Source organism: Vibrio sp. 2CM40D, assembly GCF_023161825.1.
Taxonomy (GTDB): Bacteria; Pseudomonadota; Gammaproteobacteria; order Enterobacterales; family Vibrionaceae; genus Vibrio; species Vibrio alginolyticus.
Genome location: NZ_JALNTL010000001.1, coordinates 605,888 through 619,678, shown reverse-complemented (window position 1 = coordinate 619,678; position 13,791 = coordinate 605,888). Strand labels below are relative to the sequence as shown.

Annotated in this window: 12 protein-coding genes; 5 read left to right on the top strand and 7 right to left on the bottom strand. The window is 45.8% G+C overall.

The genetic code is table 11. From position 1 onward, the window contains the following. Positions 1-91: 91 nt before the first annotated feature. From MTF70_RS02830 to MTF70_RS02820, 3 genes are all read left to right on the top strand, one after another. Positions 92-1,009: an ABC transporter ATP-binding protein gene (locus MTF70_RS02830; protein ID WP_005380000.1), complete on the top strand. Its 918-nt coding sequence runs from the start codon at positions 92-94 to the stop codon at positions 1,007-1,009. Then, a complete protein-coding gene (locus tag MTF70_RS02825; protein ID WP_005386598.1) occupies positions 1,010-1,780 on the top strand; it encodes an ABC transporter permease in 771 nt (256 codons plus the stop codon). A gap of 127 nt (positions 1,781-1,907) precedes the next feature. Then, positions 1,908-2,837 (top strand): Kdo(2)-lipid IV(A) acyltransferase, encoded by a 930-nt coding sequence (locus tag MTF70_RS02820; protein WP_053304122.1) that lies wholly within the window; start codon positions 1,908-1,910, stop codon positions 2,835-2,837. 53 nt (positions 2,838-2,890) lie between these two features. Here the strand turns inward: MTF70_RS02820 and panC are convergent, their stop codons facing one another. From panC to sfsA, 7 genes are all read right to left on the bottom strand, one after another. Beyond that, positions 2,891-3,796: a pantoate--beta-alanine ligase gene (gene panC, locus MTF70_RS02815; RefSeq protein ID WP_065274834.1), complete on the bottom strand. Its 906-nt coding sequence runs from the start codon at positions 3,794-3,796 to the stop codon at positions 2,891-2,893. Between the two features lie 11 nt (positions 3,797-3,807). Continuing rightward, positions 3,808-4,602: a 3-methyl-2-oxobutanoate hydroxymethyltransferase gene (gene panB / locus MTF70_RS02810; RefSeq protein ID WP_005386592.1), complete on the bottom strand. Its 795-nt coding sequence runs from the start codon at positions 4,600-4,602 to the stop codon at positions 3,808-3,810. 24 nt (positions 4,603-4,626) lie between these two features. Further along, on the bottom strand, positions 4,627-5,112 hold the full coding sequence (gene folK, locus MTF70_RS02805) for a 2-amino-4-hydroxy-6-hydroxymethyldihydropteridine diphosphokinase (RefSeq protein ID WP_017635910.1): 486 nt from the start codon (positions 5,110-5,112) through the stop codon (positions 4,627-4,629). Next, positions 5,109-6,476: a polynucleotide adenylyltransferase PcnB gene (gene pcnB / locus MTF70_RS02800; RefSeq protein WP_005386589.1), complete on the bottom strand. Its 1,368-nt coding sequence runs from the start codon at positions 6,474-6,476 to the stop codon at positions 5,109-5,111. The genes folK and pcnB overlap by 4 nt, the downstream gene beginning before the upstream one ends. A 102-nt stretch (positions 6,477-6,578) precedes the next feature. Then, positions 6,579-7,442 (bottom strand): tRNA glutamyl-Q(34) synthetase GluQRS, encoded by an 864-nt coding sequence (gene gluQRS / locus MTF70_RS02795; protein ID WP_005386586.1) that lies wholly within the window; start codon positions 7,440-7,442, stop codon positions 6,579-6,581. Between the two features lie 95 nt (positions 7,443-7,537). After that, the gene (gene dksA, locus MTF70_RS02790) at positions 7,538-7,984 is read right to left on the bottom strand and encodes an RNA polymerase-binding protein DksA (protein ID WP_005386584.1); all 447 of its coding nucleotides are present in this window, start codon (positions 7,982-7,984) and stop codon (positions 7,538-7,540) included. 136 nt (positions 7,985-8,120) lie between these two features. Next, positions 8,121-8,837: a DNA/RNA nuclease SfsA gene (gene sfsA, locus MTF70_RS02785; protein WP_158174151.1), complete on the bottom strand. Its 717-nt coding sequence runs from the start codon at positions 8,835-8,837 to the stop codon at positions 8,121-8,123. A 66-nt stretch (positions 8,838-8,903) separates the two neighbouring features. Here sfsA and hrpB point away from each other — a divergent pair, with 66 nt between their 5' ends. Both hrpB and mrcB read left to right on the top strand, forming a co-directional pair. Next, positions 8,904-11,372: an ATP-dependent helicase HrpB gene (gene hrpB, locus MTF70_RS02780; RefSeq protein WP_205461135.1), complete on the top strand. Its 2,469-nt coding sequence runs from the start codon at positions 8,904-8,906 to the stop codon at positions 11,370-11,372. After that, entirely contained in the window at positions 11,365-13,737 is a 2,373-nt protein-coding gene (mrcB, locus tag MTF70_RS02775) for a penicillin-binding protein 1B (RefSeq protein WP_053306758.1), read from the top strand. Before hrpB ends, mrcB begins: the two co-directional genes overlap by 8 nt. Positions 13,738-13,791 lie beyond the last annotated feature (54 nt).

Here is a 13,791-nt window from a genome sequence, read left to right as displayed (position 1 = left end):
TCCAATACGATACCCAAGGCGATTTTGTAGTAAACCGCTGCTAAATATGAGTCGGTATTAGTAATCACAAACAAACGGCAATCAAGACCTTATGTACGCATTAGAAATTGAACAACTGCGCAAGACGTATGCAGGTGGCTTTGAGGCGTTAAAAGGTATAAGTCTCCAAGTGAAAAAGGGTGACTTCTACGCGCTTCTGGGTCCCAATGGTGCAGGAAAATCGACCACGATTGGCATCATTTCCTCCTTAGTGAATAAAACCTCCGGAACGACGAAAGTTTTCGGTTATGACATTGATACCGACCTCGAATTGGCCAAGCAGAATTTAGGCTTGGTGCCACAGGAGTTCAACTTCAACCAGTTTGAAACCGTTGAGCAAATTGTGATGCAGCAAGCTGGCTATTACGGTGTGTCTAAAGTATTAGCCAAAGAAAGAGCAGAAAAATACCTGAAAAAATTGGATTTATGGGAAAAACGCCAAGAGCGTGCTCGTAACCTATCCGGTGGGATGAAGCGTCGTTTAATGATCGCAAGAGCTTTGATGCACGAGCCGCAATTACTCATTTTAGATGAACCAACGGCTGGAGTGGATATTGAACTACGCCGCTCAATGTGGGGGTTTCTGAAAGAGATCAACCAAGAGCAAGGAATTACGATTATTTTAACGACACACTACCTAGAAGAAGCGGAGATGCTGTGTCGAAATATCGGCATTATTAATCGTGGTGAGCTGATTGAAAATACCACCATGAAGGCGTTACTAGGTAAGCTAAGCGTCGAGACATTTATCTTGGATATTGAGTCAGAAGTCGAGGTGCCTGAGCTTGAAGGTGTTAATCGACAAAGTATTGTTGATGGCTCTTTAGAGATAGAACTAGATAAGAGCCAAGGATTGAATTCGGTATTCAGTCAGTTAACAGAGCATGGCATTAAAGTTCTCTCAATGCGTAACAAAGCCAACCGACTTGAAGAGTTGTTTGTCAGCATTGTAAGAGAGGGGAGTAATTAAATGTACGGTTTATATTGGACGGCATTTCGCAGCTTGCTGAGCAAAGAAGTCACTCGTTTTACACGTATTTGGGTGCAAACCTTAGTGCCGCCAGCCATTACGATGACGTTGTACTTCATCATTTTCGGCAATCTTATTGGCTCTCGAATTGGTGAGATGAGCGGCTTTAGTTACATGGAGTACATTGTTCCAGGTTTGATCATGATGTCGGTGATCACTAACTCATACTCGAACGTGGCGTCGTCATTCTTTAGTGCAAAGCTACAGAAGAATATTGAAGAACTGCTGGTGGCACCGGTACCAAACTATGTGATTATTGCTGGCTATGTGATGGGCGGCGTGACTCGAGGTTTGTTGGTCGGTGCAATTGTTACTTGTGTGTCACTTTTGTTCGTTGATTTGCAAGTGGAGCACTGGGGCATTATTGTCGCGACTGTCTTCATGACGTCGGTTGTATTTGCTCTCGGTGGCTTGATCAATGCGGTTTACGCAAAAACGTTTGATGATATTTCGATCATCCCTACGTTTGTATTGACTCCTTTAACTTACTTGGGAGGAGTCTTTTATTCGATCAGTCTGCTGCCTGAATTTTGGCAAGGCGTTTCTAAGATCAACCCAATCGTCTACATGGTGAATGCGTTCCGCTACGGCTTTTTAGGTGTCTCGGATGTGGGCATTGTCACTTCATTTAGTGTACTTGCAGTGTTTGTTGTTGCACTGTATGCCATTGCGCATTATCTAGTAACCAAAGGGATTGGGCTAAGAAGCTAAGCCATTCTCATAAAGCAAAGAGCGGCGATTCACGCTGCTCTTTCGCGTGCATAACAATACATACCCATACAATTTTTCGGTTTTTATCATGGTAGGTTTCAATCATTTGTAATAAATGAGTGATCCTATGAATATTGTCCCGCCGCCGCCTTTCTCCTATCAGTTACTTAAGCCCAAATATTGGTCTGTATGGCTGGCATTTGGATCTTTAGCGATTCTTGTTAATGTACTGCCATACGTAGTATTGCGAATCTTAGGTAGAAGCATCGGCTGTATTGCGATGCATGTAATGAAGCGCCGACACAAGATCGCTCTGCGTAATCTCCAGCTGTGTTTCCCTGATTTTACGGATTGGCAATGTAAGGACGTAGTACGAAAAAACTTTCAATATACTGGAATGGCGATCATCGAAACCGGTATCGCTTGGTTTTGGCCAGATTGGCGGATACGTCGGATAACCTCTATTGTTGGAAAAGATCGTTTACTCGCTGAGGAAAAGAATGGACGTGGTGTGTTGGTGGTGTGCAGTCACCATTTAAACTTGGAGATAACCGCTCGTATTTTTAGCCAGTTTGCCCAAGGTTATGGCGTTTATCGCCCAAATTCGAATCCTGCTTATGAGTTTATTCAACATCGAGGTCGAACTCGTTTTGGACATCAAATGATTGATCGAAAAGACGTGAAATCAATGCTCAAAGTTCTGAAGAATGGTCATCGACTTTGGTATTTGCCCGACCATGATTATGGCGTTAGCCATTCTGTTTTTGCGCCGTTTTTTGCTGTTGAACAAGCGGCGAGTACCGTCGGGTCTAGTGTTCTCATTGATGCAACAAAGTGCGCGGTTATATCTGGCGTTACAGTGAGTAAAAATCACCATTACACGCTGTACATTGGAAAAGACATTAGCGAGCGTTTCGAGAGACGTAATGCGGTTAAAGCGGCAAGCATCTTGAACCAAGAGCTTGAGAAAATGATAAAACGTGATATTCCAGCGTGGATGTGGCTGCACAAGCGGTTTAAAACTCGCCCTGAAGGGTTAGATTGCGTCTATACGTAGAGTATAAAAAAGGTCGACTAAGAGTCGACCTTTTTACTTTTATGGCTCAGAGCTTACTCTGCGTTCTCTGAGTTTGTATTGTTAGATTCAGCTTCTTCCTTCGTTTCGACAACCATATCTACCGTTTGGTTATCGATAAGACGAGCTTTGCCTAGGAACGCAGACATCAGAATAACAGCTTGTGTCGTTTCTGGTGTGATCACTTGTAATGTACGAGCATCACGAATGAAGATCTCATCAGGGTGCAGACCTGCAGCTCGAAGTTGGTCGCTTGCATCTTCGATGATCGATGCGTAGTCATCGCGGCCACCGCGAATGGCACTACTGATCCAACGCATTGTACGAGCAAGTACAGGCGCACGTTGACGCTCGTCCAGCGTAAGCAAGCCATTGCGTGAACTCATTGCTAAACCGTCCATTTCACGTACGGTTGGTACACCGATGATTTCAATGTCCATTGCTAGGTCATCAACCATCTTGCGGATAACAGCAAGTTGTTGGAAGTCCTTCTCGCCGAAGCACGCGACATCCGGTTGTACGATGTTAAACAGCTTATTCACAATCGTCGTCACGCCACGGAAATGACCTGGTCGAGACGCGCCTTCGAGAATTGTTGATAGGCCAGGGACATCGACGAAGGTTTGCTTATCCAGACCTTCTGGGTAGATAACTTCTGGTGTTGGCGTAAATACCACATCGACCCCTTCAGAGGTTAACTTGCTTAAGTCTTCCTCTAGCGTGCGTGGGTAATTATTTAAATCGTCAGCACGATCAAACTGCATCGGATTAACAAAGATGCTTACGACAACGATATCAGCGTATTCGCGTGCTTTACGCACTAAAGTTAAGTGGCCTTCGTGAAGGTTGCCCATGGTAGGGACAAACGCCACTTTACGACCTTCACGTTTAAAGGTTTTAAGGTGTTCACGAACTGCTGAGATTTCCGCAAAAGTTTGCATGCATTTATCCTCTAGGCAATGGTATGAGCGTCGTCTGGGAATACACCGTTGGCTACATCTTCAATGTATTTAGTAACGGCTTTGCGCATATCACCTGTTTCAGCAAGAAAGTTTTTGGAGAATTTCGGCATGTAGTTGGCAGAAATACCAAACATATCATGCATTACGAGAATTTGACCATCTGTTACGTTACCTGCACCAATACCGATAACAGGAACGTCAAGCACTTGCGTAATACGTTCAGCAAGCTCAGCTGGTACGCATTCTAGTAAGACGATTTGAGCGCCTGCTTCTTGCAGCGCTAATGCGTCTTTTACCATGCGGTCTGCTTTTTCTTGATCGCGACCTTGGATTTTGTAACCACCAAAAATATTAACAGCTTGAGGAGTTAAACCAAGATGAGCACAAACTGGAACTGATCGTTCAGTGAGCATTTTCACCGTGTCGACAAGCCAGTCACCACCTTCAATTTTTACCATATTGGCACCAGCACGCATCAGTTTAGCCGCATTTTCGCAAGCTTGCTCTGGCGTGGTGTAGCTCATGAATGGCATGTCTGCCATCAACAAACAATTTGGGCTACCAGCACGTACGCAACGAGTATGGTAAGCGATATCATCGACCGTTACTGGCAGAGTATCGTTGTGACCTTGCAAAACCATACCTAGAGAATCACCAACAAGAAGTACTGGCATTTCTTGGCTTTCAAACAGTTGGGCAAAGCTCGCATCATAAGCGGTTGAAGTAGCAAATTTACGACCTTCTTGCTTCCACTTGATTAGGTCGTTGATGGTCATTTTTTTCATGGTTTTATCCTTACTAGGAGTTGGCTATGACTGCCAGATACTGAGGCCGTTTCTATCTACTTGTTCCAGTAGTTCAGAGACCTCGGTCCCATCAGGGAGTTGTAAACTTGGTGCAATTTCCGCAAGAGGGTAGAGTACGAATTCACGCTCTTTCATTCCATAATGAGGAACGATCAGCCTCTCGGAATTAATCACCTCATTGCCATAAAGCACAATGTCGAGGTCCAAGGTTCTTGGTCCCCAGCGTTCGTCTTTACGGACACGCCCTTGTTCTTGCTCTATAGCTTGTGTGCAATTGAGCAATTCAATAGGCGTCAAACTGGTGTTAATAGACACAACCGCATTGATGTAATCCGGTTGGTTTTGTGGCCCCATTGGCGTGCTGCTGTATAGCGAAGAAGCTTGAACAAACTCTGATTTAGGCAGCGTTTTTAATGCTTCAATCGCTTGCTTCGCTTGGCTGACAGGATCCGCCAAGTTACTGCCTACCGCAATGTACGCTGTAATCATGATTTGGGCTTACTCTTTTTCTTGCGATAAGTTTTACGGCGGCGCTGGCCTGTTTTCGGTGATTGACCGTCTAAGTCGGCAGCCATTGCTTGACGCATTTCTCGGCCTGCATTTTGAAAAGTTTCCCACCACTTGGCAAGCTTCTGAGTGTCACCACCTTCAATTTCACCGCGCATTTCAAGAAAATCAAAGCCAGCTCTAAATTTATTGAGCTCCATAAGACGGAATGCACGTTTACCGTTACGTCGTGGAAGACGAAGCTGTAACTGCCAAATCTCGCGAATGGTTGCGGTGTGGCGTCTTGGAATGGCAATTGTGCGAACTTGCTCGTCAAGAATGATGTTGCTCGCTTCCATAATGGCGTCGTAATGGCCTAAGTTGCGCTCTTCCATCAGTTCATCGGCTTTCGCACACAGTGGGTACCACAGCATTGCAGCAAACATAAATGCTGGATTGATGCGTTTCCCATCTTCGATGCGCATGTCGGTAGAATCTAGGACAAGATCCAACATCTGCTCAGTGTGAGAGGAGTAATCTTCTGTAAAGTGCGCTGCAATCGTCGGGAACAGTTGCTGGAATAGGTTGTACTCACGCAGTAGGTGGTAGGTTTCTAAGCCATGACCGGATTGCAATAATTTGAGTGACTCTTCAAAAAGACGCGCTGACGGAATGTCACCGAGCAACGGTGCCATGTGTTCGATTGGCGCTGCGGTGTCTTCTTCAATATCAAAGTCTAGTTTTACCGCAAAACGAACCGCACGCAGCATGCGCACAGGGTCTTCACGGTAGCGTGTTTCTGGATCACCAATAAGTCGAATTAGGCGATCTTCTAAATCTTCAATACCACGTGCGTAGTCGTGAATCGAGTAATCTGCGATGTTGTAGTACATCGAGTTAATCGTAAAATCACGGCGCTCAGCATCTTCATCGATGGTGCCGTAGACGTTGTCACGCAGCAGCATACCCTCTTTTGATTGCTGAGAAATGCTCTTATTCTTTTGCTCTTGGTGGTGACCACGGAATGTCGCAACCTCAATGATGTCTCGGCCAAACATAATATGAGCCAAGCGGAAGCGGCGACCAATCAAACGGCAGTTACGAAATAGCTGTTTGATCTGTTCCGGCGTTGCGTTGGTCGCAATGTCAAAATCTTTTGGTTTTTGTCCAAGCAGTAAGTCTCGAACCCCGCCACCCACAAGAAAAGCATCGAAACCAGCACCATTTAGGCGGTACAGTACCTTCAGCGCATTATCACTGATCTGCTTACGCGAAATGTTGTGCTCTTCACGAGTTATTACATTGAGAGCGAGCTCTGGAATTGTGGCAGGTTCGCTTGGTGTATAGTCGTTTGTATTCATGTGCATCTGGCAATAACTGGGTTTAATCCAATCTTGCTTTGGTTAGTTTTATACGCCTCTAGGGCCTAATTTGCGGCTAATGATAGCCTACACAATGCCATTTGAGAATCACGGTGTGATCTCGATCTCTGCTGGAAGCTGTTCCAACCGCCAGTTTTCGCAGCCCCAACGAAGAATATCTTCTATGTTGGCCGCCCTTACGGTTTCAGGTATCTCGAAACCTAAAAATGTCATGGCGCGCAATAGAGTAGGTTTTGGTGTATCTATATCAATAGCCGTCGCGTGATTTTGTTTCGACAATTTATTGCCGTTGTTGTCCATCGCCAATGGTAAATGCAAGTAGCTAACTTCAGGCTGACCAAGTATTTGGTACAGGCTAATTTGACGCCCTGTCGGCTCGATTAAGTCTGCACCTCGCACGACTTCTGTGACGCCTTGGTCGATGTCGTCCAATACTACCGCAAGATTATAAGCAAATAATCCATCTCGACGTTTAATAATGAAATCTTCATTAACGAGTTGCTCTGGAATAGTAATGGTTCCCCGCTTTTGGTCGAGGAAATGAGCGACAGGCTTGGTCATTTTTAGGCGAATCGCGCCGTCTTTCAAGTTTTTATCGCGGCAAGTGCCAGGATAAAAACCGCCATGCTCTTTAATTTGCTTACGAGTACATTGGCAATAATAGGCTTCTCCATTTTCGAGCCATTTGTTTATTTGAGCTTGGTAAAGGTCGTGACGTTCGCTCTGGTATACCACTTCTCCATCCCAATGCAGCTGATAGGCCTTGAGTGCCTCTAGGATAAGTTGCGCTGCACCTGGCATTTCTCTTGGTGGGTCTAAGTCCTCAATACGTACTAACCAAGCTCCGTTTTGTGCTTTCGCTTGAAAATAACTGCCAAGAGCGGCAATCAGTGAACCAAAATGCAGTGGACCAGAAGGAGATGGGGCGAATCGACCTACATAGCGTGTCATGCGTGTATCTCGAATTTAGTAAACAAATAGGGTGCGAAGATAGCCAAAACAAAAAGGGAGCCTGAGCTCCCTTCAACAATCATAATGCTGGGTGATTAACCTTGCATTTGCTTCTCTTTGATTTCTGCAAGTGTTTTACAGTCAATACAAAGGTCAGCGGTTGGACGTGCTTCAAGACGGCGAACGCCAATCTCTACGCCACAAGACTCACAGAAGCCAAAATCGTCTTCTTTGATTTTATCCAAAGTCTTTTCAATCTTCTTGATCAAACGGCGTTCGCGGTCACGGTTACGCAGTTCTAGGCTGAACTCTTCCTCTTGAGAGGCGCGGTCAACTGGATCTGGGAAGTTTGCTGCTTCGTCCTGCATGTGGTGAACAGTACGATCCACTTCAGCTCTTAGCTGGTCGCGCCAAGCTGTTAAGATTTTCGTAAAGTGTTCAACCTGCTCTGGTGACATGTACTCTTCACCAGGTTTTTCCTGATATGGCTCCACGCCGGCAATGGCTAGGATGCCTATCGTTTTCTTCTTTGATTCTGGCATACAGCATCTCCTACTTACACCTAGTCAACTGCTACGCAGTCAATTTAAGGCGGGTATCTATAGCAAAAAGAGGCGGTGCAAGCAAATACTGAATCGCAAAGTTATCGTCAATGTGAAGACGACATCATTTTTTCTCTTAATTGATAAAATCAATAGCGGAAATCAGCTTCATTCCAGTATCGCTCAGTTCAGCTTTGTAGCAGAGAACTTCCACTCCAGCGTCTTGTGCTTGTTTGAGTAATAGTGAATATTTCGCGTCTATATGGTGCGCCGCGGATACTTTTTCAATACCTGAATGTAAAACAGTGAATAAAAGTATGGCTCTACTTCCATTTTGTGCCATTTCTGTGAGCTCTCTCAGGTGTTTTTGTCCCCGAGTCGTGACCGCATCTGGGAAGTATCCTTGTCCAGTAGAGTCGGTCTCATCAAGAAGAGTGACGCTTTTCACTTCTATATAGCACTTTGGCTTGTCGTCTGCGCTGAGCAAGATATCAATTCGGCTATTTTCATTGCCGTATTTCACCTCAGTTTGAAGTGTGTCATAACCACAAAGCTCTGAAATGACATTATTTTCAATAGCCTCTACGGCTAATTGATTGGCACGCGCGGTGTTGATACAAATACGGTGGCCTTGTTCGGTCTCACTCAACTCCCAACTATTGGGGTATTTTCGTTTCGGGTTGTCGGAAGTAGAAAACCAAACCTTGTTTCCGGGCGTTGCACAACCCGTCATTGCACCTGTATTTGCGCAGTGGATTGTACGGATTTCACCAGTATCGAGCTCGATATCGGCAAGAAAGCGTTTATAACGTTTGAGTAGAGTGGCGGACTCTAAAGTGGGTGTGAAATGCATTTGCTTATTTAGACAAAAAATTTTTTATGTACAATGTTGCCACCATTACACCATAAGGTATTTCCTTTGTCACAATTGCCGATTGAAGCCGTGATGCCTGAGTTGCTGACGGCGGTCAAAAATCAACATCAAGTGATCTTAAAAGCGGCGCCTGGTGCCGGTAAGTCGACTTACTTCCCTTTGCAGTTACTCTTAAATCATTCGGTTGATGGAAAAATCATCATGCTTGAGCCAAGACGACTCGCGGCGCGTAACATTGCCCGTTATCTTGCTGAGCAATTGGGAGAGCAAGTAGGTCAACGCGTGGGTTATCGAGTCCGTGGTGAGGCAAAGGTAAGCTCAGCAACGCAGCTGGAGATCGTAACCGAAGGGATTATGACTCGGATGCTCCAAACAGACCCGGAGTTGGATGGGGTTGATCTACTGATCTTTGATGAGTTTCATGAACGCAGCATTCATGCCGATACCGCTTTGGCATTCAGTTTAGAAGTTCAAGAGGCATTGCGAGACGATCTCAAGCTGGTGGTAATGTCAGCAACGCTTGATCAACAAGCATTACAATCGCTGTTGCCAGAAGCCAGTTACATTGAATCTGAAGGGCGGATCTTTGATGTGGCAATGAGTTACCAGCCGTTAGGTGTGAACGAGCATTTACCTACGAGTATGGCAAAAACAATAGAAAGTCTTATGAACAAAGAGTCCGGATCTTTGTTGGCTTTCCTACCGGGTGTTGGTGCCATAAAACAAGTTGAAGAGCGGTTGTCTCATTTAGCGGATGATATCGACGTATGCCCACTTTATGGTCAACTGAGCTTTGCAGATCAACAAAAAGCGATTACGCCAGCAGAACAAGGTAAGCGTAAAGTCGTTCTAGCGACCAACATTGCAGAAACTTCACTAACGATTGAAGGCATTCGCCTCGTCGTTGATTCTGGGTTAGAGCGTATTGCCCGCTTTGATTTGAAAAACGGTTTAACACGCTTAGAGCAAACACGCATTGCACAGTCTTCAGCGATTCAGCGTGCAGGACGAGCGGGACGAATAGAAGAGGGCATTTGTGTTCGTCTTTATTCTGAAAGCCAGTTCAAGCAGCAACCGCTGGTTCCCCAACCCGAAATTTTGCATTCCGATTTAGCTAGTTTAGTTATGGAGCTTGCCTTTTGGGGAACGGGTGACATCCACGATCTAAAGTGGCTTGATGTTCCCGCTAATGCGTCATTGGAACAAGCGAAGCAGCTATTGGTGTCATTGGGACTACTGACGGAAAAAGGGCAATTAACGTCCGAAGGAAAACAGGCGCATGAACTAGGCGTTGAGCCTCGTGCGGCTGCGATGCTAATTAAAGCGCAATCTTACAGTGATAAGATGTTAAATGCTGCTTTGGCGGCGGTCGCACTGATTGAAGAGCCAGAGAGAAATGTTACCAATATCGCTTATAGCTTGCATCGTTGGCTTGTTGGTACTCATCCAAAAAAGTCGATGTTGTTCAAGCGTGCTCAATCTCTGGCGTACAAATTGGATACGGTATTTGACCTGAAAGGCGTGGATGAAGATGCATTACCGCTGGTGTTAAGTTTGGCATTTCCAGATCGCATTGCGCAGCAGCGCACAAATCAATTTGGGCGATTTACTTTGGCTAATGGTCATGGTGCAGAATGTCGTCAGGAAGACATGCTAGGTGGCTGTGAGTATTTGGTTGCCGTTGACTTAATGCGTTCTCATTCTAACTCAAGTCAAATTCATTCGGCATGTGAATTGGATGTCAATATATTGCGAACGACCTTTGATACGCTATTTTCGTCTGAAGAAGTAGTGGACTGGGATGAAAAAAGAGGCCGTCTAATAGCTGAGCGACAAACAAAACTCGGTCTGCTGGTCGTTGAACGCGAGCCGTTGCCAAGCCCGGGCAAAGAAAAAATGACACAAGCTTTACTCACGTATGTCCGCCGCCAGGGCTTACAGAGTCTAAACTGGACACCGGCAGCGGAGAGCTTGTTGGCTCGGATTCGTTGTGCGGTGGAATGGTTACCTGAGCAGTTATGGCCAGTGTTTGATGAAGCCAGTTTGCTGGATTCATTAGAGGAGTGGTTAGAACCATACATGACGTCTGTCAGCTCGGTTAAAGACCTGAGCAAGATAAACTTGGTCGAAGCGCTTAATGCTCTATTAGGTTGGCCACTCAATCAACAACTGGATGAATGGTTACCTGAGCATTACCAACTACCCACAGGTTCAAAGAAGCGTATCCGTTACCAATATGGCCACGAGCCGATATTATCGGTGCGTATGCAAGAAGTATTTGGGGAGAGTGGTTCCCCAACGGTAGCTCTTGGCCGCAAGCGTTTGGTGGTTGAACTGCTTTCACCGGCACAACGTCCATTGCAAGTAACGTCGGACTTGGCGGCTTTCTGGAACGGAAGCTACAAAGACGTTCAAAAAGAGATGAAAGGGCGCTACCCAAAACACGTTTGGCCAGATGATCCTGCCAATCATGTAGCAACAACGAAAACAAAAAGACAATTGAATAATGACTGACAGCAAGAAGCCTAGCGCGAAAAAAGCGCCAGCGAAGAAAAGTACAACCAATAAAGGAACCGCAAAACAGACTCGACGTACGCCGAGTAAAAAGCCGACTAACGAGAAACGTTCGTGGTTGAAAGTTCTGTGGTCGTTTAGCTGGAAAGCTGGCGTTGCACTTGCCGCTGTTTTGCTGTTTGTTGGGATTTACTTAGATAGTGTGGTGAAAGAACGCTTTGAAGGTCAGCTGTTTGAGCTGCCAACGGTGGTTTATGCCCGTATCTTGAATCTAAGCCCTGGTGAGAATATCACCATCCAAGAACTGCGCAACGAGCTAGATGTGTTGAATTACCGTAAAGTGAGTCAACCTCGTTACCCAGGCGAATATTCCTCTTCTTCCACTCGGATTGAATTGATTCGTCGTCCATTCGAGTTTGCCGATGGTCCCGAGCCGGATCGTCACATTATGCTGCATTTCTCTGATTCCGGCTTGCAACGTATTCAGTCTTTAGAATCTCGAGGAGACCTTGGTTACTTGCGCCTAGAACCGAAGATGTTGGGCATGCTGGAGAAAGACCGTGATGAACAGCGCCTTTTCTTACGTCGTGATCAGTTCCCTGAAATTTTGGTGGATGCACTGCTTGCGACCGAAGACCGGGATTTTTATCAACATGACGGGGTGTCACCGCTCGCGATTGCACGTGCATTGGTTGCGAACATTAAGGCGGGTCGTACTGTTCAAGGTGGTAGTACGCTGACTCAGCAATTGGCAAAAAACCTGTTTTTGACTCGTGATAAAACACTGTGGCGTAAAGTTCGAGAAGCGTATATCGCGCTAATTTTGGATTACCGTTACAGCAAAGATCGTATCTTAGAAGCCTACCTAAACGAAGTGTACCTAGGTCAAAGTGGAGGTGAAGCGATCCACGGGTTTGGCTTGGCGTCGCGTTATTATTTTGGGCAGCCAATTCAGGAGTTGCGAATCGATCAATTGGCGATGTTAGTTGGGATGGTAAAAGGACCGTCTTACTACAACCCAATTCGTTACCCTGAGAGAACGAAAGAGCGTCGTGATCTCGTTCTGCGCCTGTTAATGCAGCAAAACATGTTGACTTCAGAGCAGTATGAACAAGCTGTAAGTCGTCCACTCGATACGCAAAGCAAGCCACGTATTGCGAGCCGTCAGCCAGCTTATTTCCAACAATTGAGTATTGAATTAAAAGAAAAAGTTGGGGAGCGATTTAAGGCAGAGACCGGACTGCGCGTATTTACGTCTCTGGACCCAGTATCGCAAAGCAAAATGGAACAAGCTATCGCGAAAAAGATCCCAGAACTAGCTAAACGGGGTGGTAAAGAGTTAGAAGCCGCAGCTGTGGCCGTTGATCGCCATAGTGGTGAAATCCGTGCGATGGTAGGTGGTAAACGTGTCGGTTATGAAGGCTTTAACCGCGCGCTCAATGCCAGTCGTCCGATTGGTTCTTTAGTGAAACCAGCGATTTACTTAACGGCTCTAGAACAACCGGATAAATACAACCTAGGCACGACGCTACACGACACGCCGTTAAGTCTGAAGAGCAGTAAAGGTAACGTGTGGACGCCGCGCAACTACGATAGAAAATATCGTGGTGATGTGCCACTTTACATTGCTTTAGCGAAATCACTTAACGTACCGACCGTGCGCTTAGGTATGGCACTTGGCATTCCTGAAGTGTCCAATACTTTAGAGCGTTTGGGCGTGAACAAAGACGAAATTCGCCCAGTGCCTTCGATGTTTTTGGGTTCGTTTTCTTTGACGCCATTCGAAGTTGCACAGATGTATCAGACTCTGACGAATTCAGGTAAGCGTGCAAAACTGACCGCTCTGCGCTCAGTCATGGATATGGAAGGTAATGTGCTGTATCAATCCTTGCCTCGTTCATCAAGAGCCGTGGATGAACAAGCTGCATGGCTAACGACCTACGCGATGAAACAAGGGGTTGCTCAAGGCACTGGCCGCTTCTTACAAAGCCAGTTTGGTTGGGCTGCATTGGCAGGAAAAACGGGTACCAGTAATGACAACCGCGATAGTTGGTTTGTCGGTGTTGATGGTCGTGAGGTGACGACAATTTGGCTAGGCCGTGACGATAATAAACCCGTGAATCTAACAGGGTCGAGTGGTGCATTACGAGTGTACGCAGAGTACTTGAAGCAGCGTATTCCTGAGCGTTTAGAGCTCCCATGGCCAAGAGAAATCACCACATTAGGGTTCAAGCCTACATCTGATGGAGGTTTAGAAATGAACTGCCGTAGTGATTACAAACTGCCGATTTGGGATAAAACCGGTCAGATAAAGCAACAGTGTGAGAAGAAATCAAACTGGTTAAATAGCATATTTGATTGGTAGCATCGCCAAATCAACAACATTAGCTTGTTTATCTGATTAATTCTTAGTACATAT